At 59.3% G+C, this 23,876-nt stretch carries 17 protein-coding genes, 1 tRNA gene and 1 pseudogene; 3 read left to right on the top strand and 16 right to left on the bottom strand.

The annotated features are described in order from the left end of the window. Positions 1 to 251 precede the first annotated feature (251 nt). The 4 genes and pseudogenes from ACA048_RS04010 to ptsP all read right to left on the bottom strand — a co-directional run bounded on the left by ACA048_RS04010 (position 252) and on the right by ptsP (position 7,579). A pseudogene (locus ACA048_RS04010) lies at positions 252 to 1,874 on the bottom strand (alkaline phosphatase D family protein). A 151-nt stretch (positions 1,875 to 2,025) separates the two neighbouring features. Next, positions 2,026 to 3,765 (bottom strand): PTS fructose-like transporter subunit IIB, encoded by a 1,740-nt coding sequence (locus ACA048_RS04005; protein ID WP_497628022.1) that lies wholly within the window; start codon positions 3,763 to 3,765, stop codon positions 2,026 to 2,028. 11 nt (positions 3,766 to 3,776) lie between these two features. Beyond that, the gene (pfkB, locus tag ACA048_RS04000) at positions 3,777 to 4,718 is read right to left on the bottom strand and encodes a 1-phosphofructokinase (protein ID WP_497628021.1); all 942 of its coding nucleotides are present in this window, start codon (positions 4,716 to 4,718) and stop codon (positions 3,777 to 3,779) included. Beyond that, on the bottom strand, positions 4,718 to 7,579 hold the full coding sequence (gene ptsP, locus ACA048_RS03995; RefSeq protein ID WP_497628020.1) for a phosphoenolpyruvate--protein phosphotransferase: 2,862 nt from the start codon (positions 7,577 to 7,579) through the stop codon (positions 4,718 to 4,720). Before ptsP ends, pfkB begins: the two co-directional genes overlap by 1 nt. A gap of 280 nt (positions 7,580 to 7,859) precedes the next feature. Between ptsP and cra the strand changes: the two genes are divergently transcribed. Together cra and ACA048_RS03985 are read left to right on the top strand one after the other, a co-directional pair. Beyond that, positions 7,860 to 8,855, top strand: coding sequence for a catabolite repressor/activator (gene cra, locus ACA048_RS03990; RefSeq protein ID WP_497628019.1), 996 nt, complete (start codon positions 7,860 to 7,862; stop codon positions 8,853 to 8,855). Positions 8,856 to 8,858: 3 nt separating this feature from the next. Then, a complete protein-coding gene (locus ACA048_RS03985) occupies positions 8,859 to 9,635 on the top strand; it encodes a TatD family hydrolase (RefSeq protein ID WP_497628018.1) in 777 nt (258 codons plus the stop codon). Here the strand turns inward: ACA048_RS03985 and ACA048_RS03980 are convergent, their stop codons facing one another. The 4 genes from ACA048_RS03980 to ampD all read right to left on the bottom strand — a co-directional run bounded on the left by ACA048_RS03980 (position 9,636) and on the right by ampD (position 13,796). Then, entirely contained in the window at positions 9,636 to 10,025 is a 390-nt protein-coding gene (locus ACA048_RS03980) for a hypothetical protein (protein ID WP_497628017.1), read from the bottom strand. It abuts the gene before it with no gap. 163 nt (positions 10,026 to 10,188) lie between these two features. Then, a complete protein-coding gene (locus ACA048_RS03975) occupies positions 10,189 to 10,893 on the bottom strand; it encodes a methyl-accepting chemotaxis protein (RefSeq protein WP_411741848.1) in 705 nt (234 codons plus the stop codon). 1,509 nt (positions 10,894 to 12,402) lie between these two features. Next, entirely contained in the window at positions 12,403 to 13,239 is an 837-nt protein-coding gene (ampE, locus tag ACA048_RS03970) for a regulatory signaling modulator protein AmpE (RefSeq protein WP_497628016.1), read from the bottom strand. Then, a complete protein-coding gene (gene ampD, locus ACA048_RS03965; protein ID WP_497628015.1) occupies positions 13,236 to 13,796 on the bottom strand; it encodes a 1,6-anhydro-N-acetylmuramyl-L-alanine amidase AmpD in 561 nt (186 codons plus the stop codon). Before ampD ends, ampE begins: the two co-directional genes overlap by 4 nt. Before the next feature lie 153 nt (positions 13,797 to 13,949). Here ampD and nadC point away from each other — a divergent pair, with 153 nt between their 5' ends. Further along, positions 13,950 to 14,798, top strand: coding sequence for a carboxylating nicotinate-nucleotide diphosphorylase (nadC, locus tag ACA048_RS03960; protein ID WP_223516391.1), 849 nt, complete (start codon positions 13,950 to 13,952; stop codon positions 14,796 to 14,798). A gap of 99 nt (positions 14,799 to 14,897) precedes the next feature. Here nadC and ACA048_RS03955 read toward each other — a convergent pair whose 3' ends face one another. From ACA048_RS03955 to nusA, 8 genes are all read right to left on the bottom strand, one after another. Next, entirely contained in the window at positions 14,898 to 15,203 is a 306-nt protein-coding gene (locus ACA048_RS03955; protein ID WP_497628014.1) for a DUF6388 family protein, read from the bottom strand. A 249-nt stretch (positions 15,204 to 15,452) separates the two neighbouring features. After that, positions 15,453 to 15,528 (bottom strand) — tRNA-Thr (locus tag ACA048_RS03950). A 132-nt stretch (positions 15,529 to 15,660) separates the two neighbouring features. Next, positions 15,661 to 17,766, bottom strand: a complete 2,106-nt coding sequence (gene pnp / locus ACA048_RS03945; RefSeq protein ID WP_007942868.1) for a polyribonucleotide nucleotidyltransferase — start codon at positions 17,764 to 17,766, stop codon at positions 15,661 to 15,663. Between the two features lie 195 nt (positions 17,767 to 17,961). Next, positions 17,962 to 18,231 carry a 30S ribosomal protein S15 gene (rpsO, locus tag ACA048_RS03940; RefSeq protein WP_003176135.1) on the bottom strand — a complete coding sequence of 90 codons (270 nt, stop codon included), beginning with the start codon at positions 18,229 to 18,231 and terminating at the stop codon, positions 17,962 to 17,964. 115 nt (positions 18,232 to 18,346) lie between these two features. Continuing rightward, on the bottom strand, positions 18,347 to 19,264 hold the full coding sequence (gene truB / locus ACA048_RS03935; protein ID WP_064679784.1) for a tRNA pseudouridine(55) synthase TruB: 918 nt from the start codon (positions 19,262 to 19,264) through the stop codon (positions 18,347 to 18,349). 3 nt (positions 19,265 to 19,267) lie between these two features. Next, positions 19,268 to 19,669, bottom strand: coding sequence for a 30S ribosome-binding factor RbfA (gene rbfA, locus ACA048_RS03930; protein WP_007942872.1), 402 nt, complete (start codon positions 19,667 to 19,669; stop codon positions 19,268 to 19,270). A 159-nt stretch (positions 19,670 to 19,828) separates the two neighbouring features. Continuing rightward, positions 19,829 to 22,357, bottom strand: coding sequence for a translation initiation factor IF-2 (infB, locus tag ACA048_RS03925; protein WP_497628013.1), 2,529 nt, complete (start codon positions 22,355 to 22,357; stop codon positions 19,829 to 19,831). Positions 22,358 to 22,384: 27 nt separating this feature from the next. Next, on the bottom strand, positions 22,385 to 23,866 hold the full coding sequence (nusA, locus tag ACA048_RS03920) for a transcription termination factor NusA (RefSeq protein ID WP_007942874.1): 1,482 nt from the start codon (positions 23,864 to 23,866) through the stop codon (positions 22,385 to 22,387). Positions 23,867 to 23,876: the final 10 nt, after the last annotated feature.

Here is a 23,876-nt window from a genome sequence, read left to right as displayed (position 1 = left end):
TCCCCCTTGGTCCACAAAAAATTTTCTTGAAGTCGAGTTTGCAGGATTAGCTTTTGGTTTTTGTATTGCATCCCACTCCTCGAAATCGGTTATATACGGGGCTGAAAGGTCCCAATTATCGCTAGCGGTAGAAAACTTAAGATCCGTACTCTAAAAACAGCAGAATCGATGACGTAACCTCGCCACTAAAAGTATTACCCTCAAATAGTTTCGAGTGGCATGCCCTTCTGTAAATTTAAGCATTCGCCCTATCATGAATATTCAATACCAAATAAGCCCGTGACAGTTTGGCTAACATGACTACGGACCATCAGGCAATTCGTCATCATCCCTTGCACTGGCTGCAACTTCTGCTCAAACACACTGACCCCATCCAGATCCCGCAACACCCCCCTCATCTCCCCTGTCTGCCCGTCAATATTCACCTCGCCAAAAAACTGAAACCCGGCAAACGGCGAGGCGTTCTGCGTAGGCGGCGCCTTCTCGAATACCACCTCCGGCCCGAACGTCTTATCCAGCGAATCCGGCCCGAAACTCCGCGCATTCAAAGGCCCGGCGACAAACTCCCAGAACGGCTCAAAGTCCTGAAACGCGGCTCGATCCGGGTGGTAGTGATGCGCCGCGCAGTAATGCACATCCGCCGTCAAAAACACGAAATTTCGCACTTGCTGCGCCCGCAGGAATCCCAACAATTCAGCGATTTCCAGTTCACGCCCCTGAGCCGGTCCCGGGTCACCATTGGCCACCGCTTCCCACCGCGTCACGCCGGGGCTGACCTCACCGTCGGGCGCACCGAGGCCAATCGACATGTCGGCGGCGATGACTTTCCACTGAGCTTGCGAGCCTTTCAATGCCTGCTTGAGCCAGTCCAGTTGCTCACGCCCGAGAAAGGGTTTGGCAGCGCCGAGGTTGTCATCATTGGCGCCGCGATAACTGCGCATGTCGAGCACAAACACATCGAGCAGCGGCCCATAGCCGAGCTTGCGACAAATCCGCCCGCCGTTGTCGGCGCTCTGCAAGCGCATCGGTGCGTATTCGAGCCAGGCCTGACGCCCGCGGCCGACCAGGTTGTGGATATCTTTCTCCTGATAGCGCGCATCGAGTTGCTTGCCCGGCGACCAGTTGTTCACCACTTCGTGGTCGTCCCATTGCCAGATCTGCGGGACCTCGGCGTTGAAGCGGCGGATGTTTTCGTCCATCAGGTTGTAGCGATAGTTACCCCGAAAGTCGTCGAGGTTTTGCGCGACTTTGCTCTTGGCTTCGCTGGTGATGTTGCGCCACAACCGGCCACTTTCGGTGGTCAGTTGCGCGGGGATCGGGCCGTCGGCGTAGATGGTGTCGCCGCTGTGAATAAAGAAATCCGGCAGGCGCAATCGCATGGCTTCTTAGATGCGCATGCCGCCGATGTCCGGGTTGATGCCGAAGCCTTGGCCGGCGGTGTCGCCGCTCCAGACAAAACGAATGTCACGGCGGGTTTGCGGCACGCTGCGCAAATGGCCGAACCAGGGTTCGCTGGCGACACCGCTTTGGACATCTTCGAAGGACACGCGATAGAAAATCGCCTGATCGGCGGGCAGCCCGGTGAGCTCCACGCGCGCGGTGAAATCGGTGCGGGTATCGGCCACCGACGAGACAAATCGGCGCGGGTTGCTGAACAGGCTGCGGGTGTCCCATTCCACGACCATCCGGGCCGGGCGGTCGCTGCGGCTCCAGATCATCGCCCGGTCACCCAGCACGTCGCCGGACTGCACGCCATCAGTGAGTTGCGGACGATCCTTGACCGAGGCGATCACGGCCGGCGCAAGCCCCGATAACAGCAGCCCGGCGCCCACCGCCTGCAGGACACGACGGCGACCGAGGTCAAATTCGCTCATGGTGTTCTCCCTGAAAAGGAAAAACATAAATGACTGCGACACGCCCCCTGTAGGAGCCGAGCTTGCTCGCGATGACGGTTTAAAATTCAACGAAAATGTTGACTGTTACACCGTCATCGCGAGCAAGCTCGGCTCCTACAGGGGGTGGATGTCAGGCGTTTGCGGGCTCTAGCGCCAACTCGACCACCTCAGGCCGTTTGAGCAGCGCATACGCCACTGCCGTCAGCAAACTCCCGGCGACAATCGCCAGCAGGTACAACAGCGCATGGTTGATCGCATTCGGGATCGCCAGCACAAACAAACCGCCATGCGGTGCCATCAGTTTGCAGCCGAAATACATCGACAATGCCCCGGTCAGTGCGCCACCGGCAATGCTCGCCGGGATCACCCGCAACGGGTCTTTCGCGGCAAACGGAATCGCGCCTTCGGAGATGAAGCACAACCCCAGCACCAGTGCCGCTTTGCCGGCTTCGCGCTCGGTCTGGGCAAACTTGCGCCGCGCAATGAACGTGGCGATGCCCAGGCCAATCGGCGGCACCATGCCGGCAGCCATGGTCGCGGCCATCGGTGCATAACTTTGCGACGCCAGCAGCCCCACCGAGAACGCGTAAGCCGCTTTGTTGATCGGCCCGCCAAGGTCCACGCACATCATGCCGCCCAGCAGCACACCGAGCAGAATCGCATTGGTGGTGCCCATGCTGTCGAGGAAGTGCGTCAGCCCTTCGAGCATCCCGGCCACCGGTTTGCCGACCACGTAAATCATCACCAGACCGGTGAACAGACTCGCCAGCAACGGGATGATCAGGATCGGTTTCAGTGCCTCAAGACTTTGCGGCAAACGCGCGTAGCGGTTGATCGCCTGAGCGGCATAACCGGCAATGAAACCGGCAATGATCCCGCCGATAAAACCGGCCCCCAGGGTGCTCGCCAACATACCGCCGATCATCCCGGGCGCCAGGCCAGGCCGGTCGGCAATCGAGTAGGCGATGTAGCCCGCCAGCAGCGGCACCATCAACTTGAACGCAGTCTCACCGCCAATCTGCATCAGCGCTGCCGCCAGCGTGCCCGGCTCCTTGAACGCGGTGATGCCGAACACAAAAGACAACGCAATCATCAACCCGCCCGCCACCACCATCGGCAGCATGAACGACACCCCGGTCAGCAGGTGTTTGTAGACGCCCGTCTTCTCTTGTTTGGCCGGGCCTTTGGAACCCGCGGCGGCGGTTTCCTGCTGACCTTCGGCCAGCGCTTTGTTCAGCGTCGCTTCGGCGTGTTTCAGCGCAATGCCGGTGCCGCAACGGTAAATCTTCTTGCCGGCGAAACGCTCGGTGGCGACTTCGATATCACAGGCCAACAGCACCACATCGGCATCGGCAATCGCCGCCGCGCTCAACGGATTGCGCGCACCGACCGAGCCCTGGGTTTCCACTTGCAGGTCATAGCCCAGACGTTTGGCCGCTTGTTGCAAGGCTTCGGCGGCCATGAACGTGTGCGCGACGCCGGTCGGGCACGCAGTGATCGCGACCAGTCGTGGCGCGTTTTTTGTGAGGGCGACGGGCTCGGCGACCCGTTCGGGAGCAACGTACACCTGAGCTTCTTCAGCGCCGCGACGCAGCACTGCTTCAACATCTTGCAGGGCTTGCGCCGGGGTGCTCTGGTAAACGCGCTTGCCGACAAATCGAGTCATGTCCACCGGCGCGCTGGTCACCAGCAACACCCACTCGGCGCCCTCGATTGTGGCCGCCGACAGTTGCCGCTCCGGATGCGCCGCATCCACCACTTCGACGCAGGTCATCCAGCCCTGACGCTGTGCCGCCGCATCGAGCAAGCGTGCGCACAGCACACTGGTGACCATGCCGTTCGGGCAGGCCGTAACAATGGCTAACTTCATCACAAACCCTCTTATTGTTCTGTCAGGGGGCGCACGCGCACACCCTGTTCGAGCTGCGCCAATTGCGTGGCATCGCCGATGCCGAAACCGATCTGGGTGACCGCCATCGCGGCAATCGCCGTGGCGGTGCGCAGGGTCTGCTCTGGCGTATCAGCGCTGAGCAATCCATGCAGCATGCCGGCCAATAACGAATCGCCCGCGCCCACCGTGCTGGCGACGCTGACCTTGGGCGGCGTGGCATGCAGCGCCGAACCGACACTGAACCAGTTCACGCCATCAGCCCCGTGCGAGATCACCACGTGCTCGATGCCTTGAGCGTGCAAACGGCTCGCCGCTTCCGCCTGTGCCGTGACCGAAACGACCTCGCAACCCAGCGCATCGGCCAGCTCTTCGGTGTTGGGTTTGATCAGCCACGGTCCGGCCTTGAGCGCCGCACGCAACGCTTCACCGCTGGTGTCGAGGGCGACGTTCAACCCAAGTTTTTTCAGGCGCACAATCAACGCCTGCAACCAGCGCGCACTGACGCCCAACGGCAAGCTTCCGGCGACGACGACTGCATCGTGACCTGGCGCAATCAGCACAAGGCGATCGAGCAACGCCTGCTGCGCCGCCTCACTCACCCTCGGCCCCGGACCATTGATATCGGTGATGCGCCCGTCGCTTTCCGCCAGTTTGATGTTGCTGCGAGTCTCGCCGGGAACACGGATGAACGCGTCGACAAAACCGCGTTTGGCAAACAGGGTTTCGAACGCCTGGAGGTTGTCCTCCCCGAGGAATCCGCTGACGGTCACCTGATGACCAAGGTCCGCCAGCACTTGCGCCACGTTCACGCCTTTACCGGCGGCGTGGGTGTGCATGGCGTCGCTGCGGTTGACTTGACCGGGTTCAAGACGCGGCAATTGGACGGTGAGGTCCAGCGCCGGGTTGAGGGTCAGGGTTAGAATCCGGGCCATTACAGAGCCTCCACTAATGCGCGCACTTCATTGGCGCTGCCCACGGCCAGGGCCTGTCGGGCGAGAGTTTGGGTCTGGGCGAGGCTGAGTTCGCGAATGCGCGCCTTGACCTCGGCAATGCTGCGGCCCGACACGCTGAGTTCGTCCACCCCCAGTCCGACCAACACCGGCACCGCCAACGGATCGGCCGCCAACTCGCCGCAGACCCCGACCCATTTGCCATGGGCATGCGCCGCGCGCACGGTGATGTCGATCAGTTGTAGCACCGCCGGGTGCAAACCGTCAGCCATGGCGGACAAGGTCGGATGTCCACGGTCGATGGCCAAGGTGTATTGCGTCAGGTCGTTGGTGCCGACGCTGAAGAAGTCGACCTCTTTGGCCAGCACCGGAGCCAGCAAGGCGGCCGATGGCACCTCGATCATGATCCCCAGTTGCAGGTCGGCGACCGGGATTTCCAGACGCAAGCGTTCAGTCATGTCCCGCGCCTGACGCCATTCATCGACGCTGCCCACCATCGGAAACATGATCCGCAACGGACGGTTGTCGGCGGCCCGCAGCAAGGCGCGCAATTGCGCTTCCATGATTTTCGGACGCTGCAGTGTCAGGCGAATGCCACGCACGCCGAGGAACGGGTTTTCTTCCTTGGCGATGGGCCAATACGGCAGCGGTTTGTCGCCACCGACATCAAGGGTTCGCACCACCAGTGGCCGACCGGCCAGGCCGTCGAGGACGCGACGGTATTCGACTTCCTGAGTGGCCTCGTCCGGCGCCTGCGAGTGGGCCATGAAAATCAGTTCGGTGCGCAACAAGCCAATGCCTTCGGCGCCCTGCTCCACCGCGCTGGTGACGCCCGCGCTTTCGCCAATGTTGGCGAACACTTCGACTGCGTGACCATCAGTGGTCAGCGCCGGTTGATGACGTAGTTCAGCGGCCACTTTCAGGCGCTGTTCGCGGGTGTCGCGCTCTTCGGTGGCGCGCTGCAAGGTCAGCGCATCGGCGTCCACATGCAGGCGGCCGCGTTGGCCATCAATCAGCAACGGTGTGCCCGGCGCCAGCAGCAACACGGCCGCCCCTGCACCGACCAGCGCCGGAATGCCCAGCGCTCGGGCGACAATGGCGCTGTGGGCCGTCGCGCCGCCGCGAGCCGTGAGAATGCCGGCGACGCGAGCCGGATCGAGACGTGCCACGTCGGACGGCCCCACTTCGTCCATCACCAGAATGTAAGGCTGGTCCGGCTCGCTCGGTGTTTCGACGCCGCTCAGTTGCGCCAGCACGCGCCGGCCGATGTCGCGCAAATCAGCCGCGCGCTCGGCGAGCAACGCGTCCTGCAACGATTCCTGTTGTTTGGCCGCCGCTTCGATCACCGCCATCCACGCCGCCTCGGCGCTTTCGCCTTGCTTGAGGCGGGTGTCGACTTCATCGGTCAGTTCCGGGTCGTCGAGCATTTCCTGATGGGTGATGAAAATCTCGCGGATGGCCTTGGACGTGCTGCGTTCGATCAAGCCGTCGATGTCGCGACGCACCTGCGCCAATGCGTGCTTGAGACGCTCGCGTTCGATAGCGGCGGATTCACCGCGCAGCGGATAATCGATGATTGGCAGCACTTGAATATGCGCCGGGCCGATGGCAATGCCCGGGGCCGCGGCGATGGCTTGAATCACACTGCCGGATGCCGGGGCAAGCAGCACTTCGGCTACATCGGCGATCTCTTCGCGCTGTTGGCTTAGCGCCGGCAATGGCTCAACCTCTTCACCGAGGCCTTCTTCGATGGCAGCCAGCAGGGCTGGCAAGGCATCGGCGGCAATACTTGGTTCGGCGATAATTTCCAGCACTTGGCCCCGACGGGCGCCGAGGCTGAGCAGTTTACTCAAGCTTTTTACCGACACTGCGCTGTCCTGGCCGTCGACAATACGCACGCGAATTTCACCTTCAAAACTTTTCGCCAGTTGCGCGAGGATCTTCGCCGGGCGTGCGTGCAAGCCGTGGGCGTTGGCCAGGGCGATGCGCGCGCTGGGCCAATCTGCCGGCAGTTCGCCGCCGAGGACTTCGAGCACTTTGCGGCTGCTGGTGGCGCGGCCCAATTCGTGGCCGCGACCTTCAATCAGCAACGCACATAGACGTTCGAGCAAGGCCTGATGCGCTTCACCGAGGCTGGCCAGGCAAAACAGTCCGCTGAGCGGCTGGCCGAGGTAACGCATCGGTTTGTCCGGGGTGACGAAGGCCAGGCCCGGGCGCTTGACCGTTTGCTCGCTGTGCAACCACCACAAGCCGTCGCCCAGCGGCAACGCTTCGACCTGTTGCAACACGGCGGAGAACCCGTTGCTCACGCAATCGGCCTGGCGCAGCAAACGCGCACCGCGCCAGACCAGCTCTTCGAAGTCATCGGCGGACACACCCAGGCCAATCATCTGTGCATCCAGCGCCAACTCCTGCGGCGCGCCTTGCAGCAGTTTCAACAAGGCTTCGGCGGAGCTCGCACGGCGCAAGGCCTGGCCCAGATCGGTTTCGCCGAGGGCGCGGGTCAACAGTTGCAACAAACGCAAATGCTCATCGGACTTGGCCGCGATACCGATCGCCAGGTAAACGATCTGGCCGTCCCCCCAATCCACGCCCTCGGGGAACTGCATCAGCCGCACGCCGGTGGAAAACACCAGATCGCGGGTTTGCGGTGTACCGTGGGGGATTGCAATACCTTGTCCGAGAAAGGTCGAGCCCTGAGCTTCACGCGCCTGTAAACCGACCAGATACCCCTCGGCAACCAGGCCATCGGCGACCAGATGCTCGGCCAATAACTGTAACGCAGCGGACTTGTCCACAGCCGACTGGCCCATGGAAATCTGCTCTATGGTGAGCTCGAGCATGCTTTCTCCTTTTTGGCGTCTGATGACGCCAGGTATTGTTTTGAATGGATCAGCTTAGGCGCTTAATCTTCACTTTTGGCGGTTTCACGGCAGAACCGGCCAAAGGTGCTTACAGCCCGAAAATACGCCTGCTGAAACGTTTAATCTAGAATACTTGGCACGTTACTCGAAAATGTCTCATCCTTGAAGCCCAACTTGTCGGATGTGCCTGGGCAATAGTCGTCTGCCTGATTCGGGTAGGATTGGCGAAAATGTCGGCCGAAAAACAAGGAAACCCGAGTTGAAACTCAGTGATATCGCACAGTTGGCCGGTGTGTCCGTAACCACCGCCAGTTATGTCATTAATGGCAAGGCCGAACAGCAACGCATCAGCAGTGCCACTGTCGAGCGCGTGCGCGCGGTCGTCGAACAACACGGCTTTACGCCCAATCCTCAAGCGGCCGGGTTGCGCAGTCGGCACACGCGCACCTTGGGCTTTATTCTGCCGGACCTGGAAAACCCCAGTTACGCACGAATCGCCAAACTGCTGGAACAAGGCGCCCGGGCGCGCGGCTATCAATTGCTGATCGCCAGCTCCGACGATGCGCCGGACAGTGAACGGCAATTGCTGAAACTATTCCGTGCCCGGCGCTGCGATGCGCTGATCGTCGCCAGTTGCCTGCCGACGGGTGACGACAGCTATCGCCAGTTGCAGGCCAAAGGTATTCCGATCATCGCCATCGACCGGGTCATGGAGCCCGAGCATTTCTGCTCGGTGATCAGTGATGATCGCGAGGCCAGCCTGCACTTGACCCGCAGTCTACTGGACCCGTTGCCCAAGCAGATCGCCTTGATCGGCGCGCGCCCCGAGTTGAGCATCAGCCAGGAACGCGCAGCCGGCTTCAAACAAGCGCTGGACGGGTTCCAAGGCGAGGTGTTGATCGAGCACGGTGAGTCGTTCAGCCGCGAGTGTGGCAAGCAGTTGATGGAAGAAATGCTCCAGCGTCTGGGACATCTGCCGAATGCTCTGGTGACCACCTCCTACGTGCTGCTTCAGGGTGTGTTCGATGCCTTGCACGACTATCCGCTAAAAACCCGTCCGTTGCGCCTGGGTACGTTCGGCGACACGCAGTTGCTGGACTTCCTGCCGCTGCCGGTCAACGCCATGGCTCAGCAGCATCAGTTGATCGCCGATAAAGCCCTTGAGCTCGCACTGGCCGCCATCGAGCAGTCCGACTACCAACCCGGCGTGCAGGCCATCGCGCGGACTTTCAAGCAGCGTATTCACCGGGACTGAACCGTGGAGCTGATCGACAGCCACACTCATCTGGATTTTCCGGATTTCGACGCGGATCGTCCGGCGCTGCTGGCCGAAAGCCGCGCCCTGGGCGTGCGTCGAATGGTGGTGCTGGGGGTCTATCAGGCGAATTGGCAGCGTGTCTGGGACCTGGTGCAAAGCGATCCCGACCTGCATGCGGCATTCGGTTTGCACCCGGTGTATCTGGAGGACCATCGACCTGAAAATCTACAGGAACTCGGTGACTGGCTGACGCGCCTGGCCGGCCATCGGCAGTTGTGCGCAGTGGGCGAGATCGGTCTGGATTACTTCATCGAAACCCTGGACCGCGAGCGCCAGCAGGCGCTGTTCGATGCGCAACTGCAACTGGCAGTGGACTTCAATCTGCCGGCGTTGATTCATGTACGGCGCAGCCATGCGGCGGTAATTGCCACGCTGAAACGAATTCGTTTGAAACGTGCAGGGATCATCCACGCCTTCGCGGGCAGCAAAGAAGAAGCGCGCGAGTACATCAAGCTTGGTTTCAAGCTGGGTCTGGGCGGCGCTGCGACCTGGCCGCAAGCGCTGCGCATGCACCGCGTGCTCGCCGAATTACCGCTCGAGTCCGTGGTGCTGGAAACCGACTCACCGGACATGGCCCCAGCCATGTTTCCCGGTCAACGCAACAGCCCGGCGCACCTGCCGGCCATTTGCTCGGCGCTGGCGCAGATCATGGCGATCAGCCCTGAGCAACTGGCCAGCGCCAGCACGGCCAACGCCTGCGAGCTGTTCAACTGGTAATCAGTCGGCGTGGGCCTTGGCGGCCTCCAGAATCAGCGTGAGGTGTTGCCGGTGCCGAGCGAACTGATTGACGAGGAAATAGACGAGAATCGCGATCAGTGAAAAATTCAGTTGTTCGACCACGCTGAGCATTCCGATCCATTCCATGACCAACGCCACCAGGACCGCAGTGCACACCATCACCAGGGTACTCGCCCGGAGCATGGCAAGTGAGTCGAGAGACTTGAAGCGCTTGATCTGTTTCGGGTCGATCAACTGCAAGGCTTTATGGCAGCGAGTACAGGCGAACGACTCGTTGATTGCAATGGCGTTGAGTTGCCAGGCTTCGAGCACACAGGTACACCCGCAATGGGCGCAGCGCCCCTGGACTCCGATGTTTGCGACAGACATAACCGTGCCTCCTCATGGCAAGCCCGAGTGAATGATCCTCCTTCATTGAAGACGAAAAATCAGAGCACTGAGGCCAGCAGGCCATTATCTGCCCGAAAAAAGAAAACGTACTACAAAATGTGTGCAACGTCTGTGGGAGCGAGCTGGCTCCCACAAGGGTTCTTTACACCCGAAACGCGCTGATCAGGTGCTTGAGTTCCACCACCTGGGCCGACAACGCACGACTTGCATCCTCGGTCTGGTGCGCCCCCTCTGCGGTGCGCTCACCGGCACGGTTGATCTCGACAATGTTCTGATCGATGTCATGGGCGACGGCGGTCTGCTGCTCGACAGCAGCAGCGATTTGCTGGTTCTGGTCAACGATCATGCCGACGGCGCCGAGGATGTTTTCCAGCGCCTGCTGGACCTTTTCCGACTGTCCGACCGTGCCGTCAGCCACCTGATGGCTGATGCCCATGGCTTTCACCGCCGCGCCGACTCCGCTGTGGAGCTTGCTGATCATCTGTTCGATTTCTTCGGTCGATTGCTGGGTGCGTTTGGCCAGCGTCCGGACCTCATCGGCCACCACCGCAAAACCACGCCCCTGCTCTCCGGCCCGCGCGGCTTCAATGGCCGCGTTAAGGGCCAGCAGATTGGTCTGCTCAGCGATGCTTTTGATCACTTCCAGCACGCGGCTGATGGACTGGCTGTCGCTGGCCAGTTGATTGATCACCAGCACCGACTGATCGATCTCACTGGCCAATTGCGCGATGCTGCCCTGCTGGGACGCCACCAACCCGCGACCGTTGATGGTCTCGTCGTTGACGCTGTGGGCGCTGCTGACCGCGGCAGCCGCACTGCGCGCCACCTCAAGGGAGGTGGCCGACATCTGGTTCATGGCCGTGGCAACCTGCTCAATCTGCGTACGCTGCCCGGCCACTGCCTGGTTGCTCTGGGTAGAAACACTTTGAACCTGCCCGGCCTGACGCTCGACCTCATTCACGGTCTTCCCGACACGCTCGATCAGGTCATGGATTTTCTTCACGGTGCCGTTGAACACCTCGCCCAACTCGCCAAGCTCATCGCGGCTTTCAGCGCGGAAGGTCACCGTCATGTCGCCGGCAGCGACCGTGTCCATCATTTCGCCAAGCCGCTTGAGGGTGGTGCGGGTTGAAGCGTAGAAGCCGCCGTAAAGGTAGAAAATCAGCACAAACACCACCGACAGCGCCACGGCCTGCAAGACCATATGGGTGCGGTTTTGCTCCAGTCGCTGCTGCAACTGGGTGCCGAGGAACTTCAGTGTGGCTTCGTTGAGTTGGTACGTTTGGTCCATCAGGCCGGTGACCTGATCGTAAAAGCTCTGCCAGGGTGTATCGAGTGTGTCCGCCATCACCACTTTTTCTTCGAACAACTCACTGGCTTTTTTCAGCGAGGCCTTGCTGCTATCAGCTTGCGCAGCCAGGGTTTCGCGCGCCGCCTTGCTTGAGCCCAAGGCGTCCTGCAACTTCAGGCCGTATTCGCCCTGAAGCTTTTCGATCTGCGCCAACAGCTCATCAAATCGATTGCTCGACGCAGAGTTGATAAAGCCTTGCCCCAGCGAAAAGGAACCCATCGCCCGGCCTTCTCCCAGCAGTTGGGTCACAGGTGGGGTGACGCTGGTAATCAGCTCGCTCAGTTGACGCATGTCACTTTGGCTGTCGCGACTGAGGCCGGCCTGAGTGGCGATCATCTGGCTGAAAATCTGCGCGTTGCCGAGCAGTTTGCTGATCATTCCACTTTTGCTTTGCAGGGAGGATTCCGATTGCTGGGCCCTGAATGCAGCGACCATTTCATCGCGTTTGCCGTCGAAAGCCGTGATCTGCTCCGGATCAGTGGTCATCGCCGTCAGCCCTTGCAGGCGCGCCAGGATACTTTGCTCCAGCGCGCCGATTTTCGACTCGACATTGCCGGCCTTGCCGGACTGGCCCAGCGTGACGTTGATCTGTACCAGATTGTTCAGGGTTTCCAGGTCTCGCCGAAGGGTCAGGCCGCTGCCCAGCAGGTCGAGGCTCTGCAGTTCGACTTGCGTGCCCTGAAATTCACGATAGGAGTCGCGCACCAGATAAAAGTTGGTGACCAGCATGGGCACAAGGAACAGCACGCTGATCAGGCTGAACTTCATGCCGAAGCTCAGGCGGTTCATCAGCGCGACGGCGGGATAGAGCAAGCTCTTCACTGGAAGTCTCCCTTTGAATTCTTATTTTTATTTGGCACGCACAGACCGGCGGCAGATAGCCACTACTCAGCGCTATCCCTGTATATCTTAAATCGGCAGGATGTTTTGTAACTTAAGGTTAACGGAGGTGTTTCGCACCCCAACGGGAGCAAGCTCCCTCGCCACAGTGGGGGTTGTATTGCGTTAAGGCAGGACAGTCCACAACGCAAAACCGGCGTACCAGAGCACCGCCGCGCGCAGCAGCAACTCCCAGATCCGGTCCAGGCTGTTGATGCCATCCGGTCCGACGACCGGTGCCGGAATTTCACCGGCTACCAGTCCGACTTTCTCGATCAACTGAGCGGCGCTGATGTTCCAGTTCAGTAACTCATGCAGCATGACCCGGCTGACCGCCACAAAGTTGCCGATCAATGCAAAACTCATCGCCAGCAACCGCACGGGCACCCAATCAAAGGCGTGACGCAATTGTGCCGCGCGCTCGACCACGGCCGGGATCTGCCCATGCTCTTCGGTCAGTGCCAACAAGCGATAACTCAGGGCGGCAACCGGCCCCAGCACGAAGTACCAGAAAATGACTGCAAAGAAACTCTGGTAAGCCTCCCACAGCAGGTGCGCCTCGACCCGCTCCAGCAATTGCTCGGCACTGTCGGCGCAAATATCCAGGTCACGTTCGGCCACATGCTCAGCGGCTTGCAGGTCTTCCCGGCGCCAGGCATCGCGAAATGGCCCGAGGCCGGCCAACAGATCGCCGCGGCCCAGGCTGTAAATTACCACCAGCAAATGCACCGGTAACGCCAGCAGACCATAGGCTACGGGGTCCAGCACCACCAGCAGCAGCCCCAGCAATGCGACTGGCAGCAACACCATAATGACCAGGATCAACCATGGCCGGTCGATCAGACGTGGCGTGACCTCAAGCTTGTTCAACTCGCGCACCCAACCGCCATCACGCTGGACCCGATGGCGCAGTGCCGAGAATTTCTCGATCCACACCGCCAACAGCAACACCAGAAAACTCATTGTCCTTCCTCTTTTGCCAGGGCCGCGCGATAGCGTGCCCAGTCGAACGCCGGTCCCGGATCGGTCTTGCGCCCCGGCGCGATGTCGCTGTGCCCGCAAATGCGCTGCGCAGTGATGCCGGTGTAGGCGTTTTGCAGTTGTCGGGTCAAAGCCGTCAGCGCGAGATACTGAGCATCGGTGAACGGCAGATCATCCGTGCCTTCAAGCTCGATGCCCACCGAAAAATCGTTACAGGTTTCCCGGCCCTCGAAACTCGAAACACCGGCGTGCCAGGCACGCTCACTACAAGAGACAAACTGAGTGACAGTGCCGTCACGCTCAATCAGAAAGTGCGCTGATACCCGCAAGTCAGCAATGCCTTCAAAATAAGGATGCTCTGTGACATCCAGACGATTCTGGAAGAATTCCTGCACTTTGCCGGTGGCGAACTGCGCTGGCGGCAAGCTGATGTTGTGGATCACCAGCAGGGAAATTTCGCCCGAGGGGCGCGCATTGAAGTTGGGTGAGGGGCATAAACGCACGCCCTGACACCAACCACTCGCGGGGTCCAACTGCATACAGGTTCCTTCAGCGGCGACTGTGTTGGCGCCCAGTATGCCGCGATAGCCCCTCCGTATGCGATCACTTGCCGCGAATGGAAAGTCTATGAGACCTTGGGTTGACTCGTGCCATGGCCCTATAATCGGACCACTTTGTTTGTGGAGTCCGTTATGCCGAATCTACGTCTCGCCGACCTGACCGCCGAAATCGAAGCCAACGTACGCCGTGCATTGCGCGAAGACATCGGCAGCGGCGACATCACCGCGCAGTTGATCCCGGCCGAACGCCTGGCAAAAGCCACCATCATCACTCGTGATGCCGCCGTTATTGCCGGCACTGCGTGGGTTGATGCGGTTTTCCGGCAACTGGACCCACGGGTCGCGGTGCATTGGCAGGTGTGTGACGGCGAACGGGTAAAACCCAATCAGGCGCTTTTCCACCTCGAAGGCCCGGCGCGTTCGCTGCTCACCGGCGAACGCAGTGCACTGAATTTCCTGCAACTGCTGTCGGGCGTGGCCACGCGTGCGCAGTATCTGGCGGATTTTGTCGCCAACACCCAAGTGAAGTTGCTCGACACCCGCAAAACCCTGCCCGGCCTGCGTCTGGCACAAAAGTACGCCGTGACCTGCGGCGGCTGCCACAACCACCGCATCGGCCTATATGACGCCTTCCTGATCAAGGAAAACCATATCGCCGCCAGCGGTGGCATCCCTGAAGCCATTAACGCCGCGCACAAGATTGCCCCGGGCAAACCGGTGGAGATCGAAGTGGAAAGCCTGAGCGAGCTCAAAGAAGCTCTGGCGGCGGGTGCTGACATCATCATGCTCGATGAATTGAGCCTGGATGACATGCGCGAAGCCGTGCGCCTGAACGCAGGCAAAGCCAAACTGGAAGCCAGCGGCGGGATCAACGAAAGTACGTTGTTGCCGATCGCCGAAACCGGGGTGGACTACATTTCGATTGGCGCGATGACCAAGGACGTGAAGGCTGTCGATCTGTCGATGCGACTCAGCCTCTGATCGAAAAGTGTGGGAGCGAGCCTGCTCGCGATGGGGGCGTATCAGTCGACATACTTGTCGTCTGACTCATCGCTACGCGAGCAGGCTCGCTCCCGCAGGTCAGACCACCAGATTGTTCATTTCGCAATACTCTTCCCACTCGACACCCAGCACCTCGGCGGCCTCCTTGTGCAGCACCAGGCGCGCAGCCTCGTACTCTTCCGGGGTCGAGGTGTACTTGAGCGTCAATTCCCACGGCTGCAAGCCCTGAGACTCCGCCTCATCCTCGAACGCCCATTGAATCTGGTCTTTCTGATCGTCGGCCGGCAGGTCCTTGATCTCTTCGGCAAGCTGGGGCGTATCCAGCAAGTACTTCTTGAGCGCTTCTTCGTGTCTGGCTTCTTGGGTCAATTCTTTAACGGTCATGTCGTTCTCGCTGATCTGGGGAATGGAAGATGGATCTGGATCATCAAGGATCTCTCTGACGCAAAAAACCGGTAAAAGCCCGGTTTGTCTGGCCTTCAGAACCATTCGGGGATCATCTGAAAACTGCAAAGTGGTACGTGTACAAGCACCGAATATAGGACGTTTGGTTGACGATTTATATGGACTTTTACATCAATTCGACAAAAAACGCTGGAAGGGCTTTGAGCGCAAAGGTGAAACAACAGGGAATGGTGCCCGAGACAGGAGTCGAACCTGCGACCTTCGCGTTACGAGTGCGCTGCTCTACCAACTGAGCTACACGGGCAGTGGGCTAAACCTAGCACCGGGTTCGAAGGCCAGCAACTTCACACCCTGTTTCGCAGATAAAAAAAATGCCCCGCAGTGTTCACTGCGGGGCATTTTTTATAACGTTGAAGCGGTCAGGCGTGGGGAGTGATTAAACGCCCGAAGCCTTGGCTGCTGCTACGTCTTTGATGGACAGCTTGATACGGCCGCGGTTGTCCACGTCCAGTACCAGAACTTCCACTTCCTGACCTTCTTTCAGGATGTCGGTCACTTTCTCAACACGAGCGTCGCTCAGCATCGAGATGTGAACCAGACCGTCCTTGCCTGGCAGGATGTTGACGAATGCGCCGAAGTCGACGATGCGTTCAACTTTACCGACGTAGATCTTGCCGATTTCAGCTTCAGCGGTGATACCCAGTACGCGCTGACGTGCCGCTTCAGCCGCTTCCTTGGTTTCGCCGAAGATCTTGATCGAGCCGTCGTCTTCGATGTCGATCGAAGCCTTGGTCTCCTCACAGATCGCACGAATGGTCGCGCCGCCTTTACCGATAACGTCACGGATTTTGTCGGTGTCGATTTTCATCGCGATCATGGTCGGAGCGTTTTCCGACAGTTCGGTACGCGACTGGCCAATGATCTGGTTCATCTGACCGAGGATGTTCAGGCGCGCTTCCAGGGCTTGGCCCAGAGCGATTTCCATGATTTCTTCGGTGATGCCTTTGATCTTGATGTCCATCTGCAGCGCGGTAACACCTTTGGCGGTACCGGCTACTTTGAAGTCCATGTCGCCCAGGTGGTCTTCGTCACCCAGGATGTCGGTCAGGATGGCGAATTTCTCGCCTTCTTTAACCAGACCCATGGCGATACCGGCAACCGGTGCCTTCATCGGAACGCCAGCGTCCATCAGGGCCAGGGAAGCGCCACAGACCGAAGCCATAGAGCTCGAACCGTTGGACTCGGTGATTTCCGACACAACACGGATGGTGTACGGGAACACGTCAGCAGCAGGCAGCATGGCTGCAATCGAACGACGGGCCAGACGACCGTGACCGATTTCGCGACGACCAGCACCACCCATGCGACCACACTCACCTACCGAGAACGGAGGGAAGTTGTAGTGCAGCATGAACGGGTCTTTTTTCTCGCCTTCCAGGGTGTCCAGCAGTTGTGCGTCACGGGCAGTACCCAAAGTCGCGACTACCAGAGCCTGGGTTTCGCCACGGGTGAACAGTGCCGAACCGTGGGTCTTTGGCAGAACACCGACTTCGATGTTCAGAGGACGTACGGTCTTGGTGTCGCGGCCGTCGATACGTGGCTTGCCGTTTACGATGTTTTCGCGAACGGTGCGGTATTCGATTTCGCCGAAAGCAGCTTTGACTTCGCTGGAAGAAGGCTGACCTTCTTCACCGGACAGCTTGGCAACCACCTGGTCTTTCAGTTCGCCCAGACGAGCGTAACGGTCGGCCTTGATGGTGATGGTGTAAGCCTGGGAGATCGCGTCGCCGAACTCGGCACGGATAGCGCCCAGCAGTGCGGTGGCTTCTGGCTGTGGAGCCCAGGTCCAGGTTGGCTTGGCTGCTTCAGCGGCCAGTTCTTTGACAGCGTTGATCACCACCTGGAACTCGTCGTGAGCAAACAGTACTGCACCCAGCATCTGGTCTTCGGTCAGCTCTTTGGCTTCCGATTCAACCATCAACACGGCTTCCGAAGTACCGGCAACGACCATGTCCAGGCTCGAAGCTTTCTGTTGTTCGTAAGTCGGGTTCAGCAGGTAACCGGTGCTTTCGTGGAACGCAACGCGGGCAGCGCCGATCGGGCCATCGAAAGGAATGCCGGAGATGGCCAGGGCAGCCGAGGTACCGATCATCGCAGCGATGTCCGGATCGGTCTTCTTGCTGGTGGAAACGACGGTGCAGACAACCTGCACTTCGTTCATGAAGCCTTCTGGGAACAGCGGACGGATCGGACGGTCGATCAGTCGGGAAGTCAGGGTTTCTTTCTCGGAAGGACGGCCTTCACGCTTGAAGAAACCGCCAGGGATCTTACCGGCAGCGTAAGTCTTTTCCTGGTAGTGAACGGACAGAGGGAAGAAGCCCTTGCCTGGATCGGCTTGTTTGGCACCGACTACGGTCACCAATACGCTGACGTCGTCGTCAACGGTGACCAATACTGCGCCGGAGGCCTGACGGGCGATACGGCCAGTCTCGAGGGTAACGGTCGACTGACCGAACTGGAATTTTTTGATTACCGGGTTCACGGTGTCCTACCTTCTTTTGTGGCTCTTGGGGAACTTGTCTTCTTGCGAAATTCTTGGGCAATGTCGGGAATCGGCCCAACGCCTGTCCAGGGTAAAACGACTATCCAGATAAAACTTGAGGCTGGGAGCCTGCCATGTGCCTGCGGGAAACCCGCTGACACACAGCAAACAACCAACCTCTAGCGCAATCGCTTATTAGCGACGCAGACCCAGGCGACCGATCAGAGCCTGGTAACGGCCCAGATCCTTGCCTTTCAGGTAGTCCAGCAGCTTACGGCGCTGGTTTACCATGCGGATCAGACCACGACGGGAGTGGTGATCTTTACCGTTGGCCTTGAAGTGACCTTGCAGCTTGTTGATGTTGTGGGTCAGCAGTGCAACTTGCACTTCTGGCGAACCAGTGTCACCAACAGCTTGCTGGTAGTCAGCTACGATTTGAGCTTTTTCTTGAACGTCGAGAGCCATGAGGCAATCCTTTTATCAGGAAACCATCCAGAGGACGGTTTCAACAGGCCAGGGACAAATCCCTGTATCTAAAAATGAGTAGTGACCGTGCCTGTTGACAGCCACCCTCGTCCGGTCATTCTGACCGAATCAGTCGACGCGGCGCGATGCGCCCGTCTTCGCTCACTTCACCGATACCGATGAAGCGACCGTTGTGATCCTGTACCCGTACCATGCCGAACTTCGGTGCATCCGGGGCTCGTACCGGTTGGCCGTTAAGCCAGTAGAACGAGCTGTGCTCCGAGAACTGCAACAGCGGCCAATCCAGCAGGCCGCTGTCCGATGGCATCAGGAAGCGGTCGACCGCTTCGTTGCCGCCTTCGGCATGTACTGCTTCCAACTCTTCAAGCGTGACCGTCTGCGCCAGCGTGAAAGGCCCGGCCTGGGTACGTCGCAATTCAGCCACGTAAGCGCCACAACCGAGTTGCTCACCGATATCCTCCACCAGGGTGCGGATATAGGTGCCTTTGCTGCAATCCACCGCAAGCCGCGCAGTATCACCCTCGAAGGCCAGCAATTCCAAGCGCGCAATAGTAACAGAACGCGGTTCGCGCTCCACTACTTCGCCAGCACGGGCCAGCTTGTACAGCGGCTGCCCATCACGCTTGAGCGCCGAGTACATCGGCGGTATCTGACTGATTTGCCCACGAAAACCCGGCAAAACAGCTTCGACATCGGCGCGACCAACGGTCACCGGGCGTTCCAGCAAAACTTCACCTTCGGCATCGGCCGTGGTGGTGGTCTTGCCCAGTTGCGCCAGGGTTTCATAAGCCTTGTCGGAGTCGAGCAGGTACTGCGAAAACTTGGTCGCCTCACCGAAGCACAACGGCAACACGCCGGTGGCCAGCGGATCGAGACTGCCGGTGTGCCCGGCCTTCTCGGCGTTCAGCAACCAGCGAACCTTCTGCAACGCGGCGTTGGAGGTGAACCCCAGCGGTTTGTCGAGCAGGATAATGCCGCTGACGTTACGACGGATACGTTTGACCTGAGCCACCGATTACTCCTTGGCGTCTTCGGGTTCAGCGGCTACCGGGTGCTGATTGTCTTCAGCCACCGCACGCTCGATCAGGGCCGACAGGTGCGCGCCACGCACGACGCTTTCGTCGTAGTGGAAGTGCAGCTGAGGAACGCTGCGCAACTTCATTTCGCGAGCCAACTGCATGCGCAGGAAACCAGCGGCGGAGTTGAGCACTTTGATGCTTTGCGCGATGTCTTCGGCGTTGTCCTGCCCCATCACGGTGATGAAGATCTTGGCGTGACCGACGTCACGGCTGACTTCAACAGCGGTAATGGTGACCAGGCCGACGCGCGGGTCTTTGACTTCACGACGGATCAGCTGTGCCAGCTCACGCTGCATCTGATCGCCGATACGTTGGGTACGGCTGTATTCTTTTGCCATGTCTTGTTACCTGTTACTGCCCCACGGTGAAACCCGAGGGGTCTGAAAGCGGCAAACGCCCGGCCTGACAAAAGCCAGACCGGGCGTTGCGTTTAGAGTCCTGACGCTGTGCCGCGCATCTGCATGCGGCGGCTCACCGTGGCCCTTGAAGTGCGCAAGTTAGAGGCTGCGAGCAACCTGAACCTTCTCGAAGACTTCGATCTTGTCACCGACTTTGACGTCGTTGTAGCTCTTCACGCCGATACCGCATTCCATGCCGGCACGTACTTCGGAAGCGTCATCCTTGAAGCGGCGCAGGGATTCCAGCTCGCCTTCGAAGATAACGATGTCTTCACGCAGTACACGGATTGGACGGTTACGGTGAACAACACCTTCGATAACCATGCAACCGGCGATCGCGCCAAACTTCGGCGAACGGAACACGTCACGCACTTCAGCGGTACCCAGGATGTTCTCGCGAACATCGCTGCCCAGCATACCGGTGAGGGCTTTCTTGACGTCTTCGATGATGTCGTAGATCACGTTGTAGTAACGCATATCCAGACCTTCCTGCTCGACGATCTTGCGAGCGCCAGCATCGGCACGCACGTTGAAGCCGAACAATACAGCGTTGGAGGCCAGTGCCAGGTTGGCGTCGGACTCGGTGATACCACCGACACCGCCACCGACAACACGCACTTGCACTTCGTCGTTACCCAGGCCGTTCAAGGCACCGTTCAACGCTTCCAGCGAACCACGGACGTCGGATTTGAGGACGATGTTGAGCGTCTTCTTCTCTGCCTGACCCATGTTTTCGAAGATATTTTCCAGCTTGCCAGCGTGAGCGCGAGCCAGTTTGACTTCGCGGAACTTGCCTTGACGGAACAGAGCCACTTCACGGGCTTTCTTCTCGTCCGACAGCACGCTCATCTCATCGCCAGCGTCCGGGGTACCGTCCAGGCCGAGGATCTCGACAGGGATGGAAGGACCGGCTTCCTTGATCGGCTTGCCGTTCTCGTCGAGCATGGCACGTACACGGCCGTAGTTCGAACCGACCAGCACCATGTCGCCTTGGCGCAGGGTACCGTCTTGAACCAGAACGGTTGCAACCGGGCCACGACCTTTGTCGAGACGCGATTCAACCACAACGCCACGGCCAGGAGCCGAAGGAGTCGCTTTCAATTCCAGAACTTCAGCTTGCAGCAGAACAGCTTCGAGCAACTCGTCCACGCCAGTACCGACTTTCGCCGAAACCGATACGAACGGGGTGTCACCGCCCCACTCTTCCGAAGTCACGCCGTGAACCGAGAGTTCGCTACGGATGCGATCGAGATCAGCGCCCGGCTTGTCGATTTTGTTCACAGCAACGACCAGTGGAACACCGGCAGCCTTGGCGTGCTGGACCGCTTCAATGGTCTGCGGCATTACGCCGTCGTCCGCTGCAACGACCAGGATCACGATGTCAGTCGCCTTGGCACCACGGGCACGCATTGCGGTAAACGCGGCGTGACCCGGGGTATCGAGGAAAGTGACCATGCCGCGATCAGTTTCAACGTGGTACGCACCGATGTGCTGGGTGATACCGCCGGCTTCGCCAGCAGCTACCTTGGCACGACGGATATAGTCGAGCAGCGACGTCTTACCGTGGTCAACGTGGCCCATTACGGTCACGACTGGCGCACGGGAGAACGTCTCACCTTCAAACTTCAGGGACTCGGCCAGGGAATCTTCCAGGGCGGTGTCGCTGACCAAGGTCACTTTGTGGCCCAGCTCTTCGGCTACCAGTTGAGCAGTTTCCTGATCAAGCACCTGGTTGATGGTCGCTGGAGTACCCAGTTTGAACATGAACTTGATGATTTCAGCAGCCTTGACCGACATCTGATTGGCGAGATCGCCAACAGTGATGGTCTCGCCGATCTGCACATCACGCACGACAGGGCCGGTTGGGCTCTGGAAACCGTGAGCGTTGCGTTTCTTCAGCTTGGCCTTGCCGCGACCACCACGACGGAAGCCATCGCTTTCTTCGTCGGTAGTACGTGGGGCAACGCGTGGAGCAGGCGCTTTCTCTTTGACCGAAGCACGATGCGGAGCGTTTTTGCGCTCACCATCGCCACTGCCACGACGATTGTTATCGTCGGCACGTGGTTTGTCCGGACGGCGCTGTTCATTCTGCTTGTTGCGAACATCGGCAGACGGCGCTGGAGCAGCGGCTACAACCGGAGCGCTTTCACGCACGGGTTCGGCAACTGCAGCAGGCGCCGCAACAGCGGCGGTAGTAGCGGTTTGCGCAGCAGCAGGCTGGCGACGCGCTTCTTCTTCGGCGCGACGCTTGGCTTCTTCTTCAGCCTTCTGACGAGCAGCACTTTCTACTGAGCGACGTTCATCCAGTTCCCGCTTGCGCTCGGCTTCGATTTCTTCCGGGCTACGCTGTACGAAAACTTTCTTTTTACGGACTTCAACGCTGATGCTTTTGCTGCCAGCAACACGCAGGGTGCTGGTGGTTTTACGCTGCAGCGTGATCTTGCGTGGTTCTTCCACTTTCGCCTTGTGGCTGCTTTTCAAATGAGTCAGCAAAGATTGCTTCTCACTGTCAGTCACATTTTCTTCGGCGGCGGTGTGCGGCAGACCTGCCTCACGCATCTGCTGCAACAGGCGCTCTACCGGTGTTTTGACCTCATCGGCCAGTTGTTTCACCGTGACTTGCGTCATGCACTTCTCTCCTCAGGCCGCGCCTAATTACTCGAACCAGTGGGCTCGGGCGGCCATGATCAACTTGCCGGCACGATCATCGTCAATGCCGTCGATGTCGAGCAGGTCGTCAATAGACTGCTCGGCCAGGTCTTCGCGGGTAATTACGCCGCGCACCGCCAGTTCCATCGCCAAATCCTTGTCCATACCCTCAAGCGAGAGCAGGTCTTCGGCCGGATGGGCGTCTGCCAGCTTTTCCTCAGTAGCGATGGCTTTGGTCAACAAACGATCCTTGGCACGAGCACGAAGCTCGTTGACGGTTTCTTCGTCAAAGCCGTCGATGTTGAGCATTTCTTCCAACGGTACGTAGGCAATCTCTTCCAGGCTGGTGAAGCCTTCATCTACCAGCACCTGTGCCAGGTCTTCGTCGACTTCCAGCTCGTCGATGAAGTTGCGCAGGATGTCGCCGGTTTCTGCTTGCTGCTTAGCCTGGATGTCCGATTCGGTCATCACGTTCAGGGTCCAGCCAGTCAATTGGCTAGCCAGACGCACGTTCTGACCACCGCGACCAATGGCCTGAGCCAGATTGTCTGCGCCAACGGCGATGTCCATTGCATGGGCATCTTCGTCAACGATAATTGCCGCCACTTCAGCCGGCGACATTGCATTGATCACAAACTGAGCCGGGTTGTCGTCCCACAGGACGATGTCCACACGCTCACCGCCCAACTCACCCGACACTGCCTGGACGCGCGAACCGCGCATACCAATGCAAGCGCCCTGCGGGTCGATGCGTTTGTCCTTGGAACGGACCGCGATCTTGGCGCGCGAACCCGGATCACGGGACGCAGCCATTACTTCGATCAGGCCTTCAGCGATTTCCGGCACTTCGATGCGGAACAACTCGATCAGCATTTCCGGCGCGGTACGCGACAGGATCAGCTGCGGGCCGCGGTTCTCGGTGCGGATTTCCTTGAGCAGCGCACGCAGGCGCACACCGACACGGAAGGTTTCGCGAGAAATGATGTCTTCACGAGCCAGCAACGCTTCAGCGTTGTTGCCCAGATCGACGATCACGTTGTCGCGGGTCACTTTCTTCACGGTGCCGGAGATGATTTCCCCCAGGCGCTCGCGATAGGCGTCAACGACTTGAGCGCGCTCGGCTTCACGAACTTTTTGCACGATGACTTGCTTGGCAGTCTGTGCAGCGATACGGCCGAACTCAATGGATTCAATTTTTTCTTCGACTACATCACCAACCTTGGAACCAGGATGCGTTTCGGCAACCTTGCTAGGCCAGGTTTCAATGGCCGGATCGTCCAGGTCTGCTTCTTCGACAACCGTCCAGCGACGGAATGTCTCGTAAGCACCGGTGTGGCGATTGATTTCCACACGCAGATCGACTTCGTCCTCAAAACGCTTTTTGGTAGCAGTGGCCAGAGCCAGCTCCAACGCTTCAAAAATTACGTTTGCCGGTACGCCCTTTTCATTGGATACCGACTCAACAACCAGCAGTACTTCTTTGCTCATCGTACGCCTC

This window comes from Pseudomonas sp. LBUM1659 (assembly GCF_059716045.1).
Note: the sequence above shows the minus strand (reverse complement) of the source record. Positions and strands in the feature narration are given on the sequence as shown.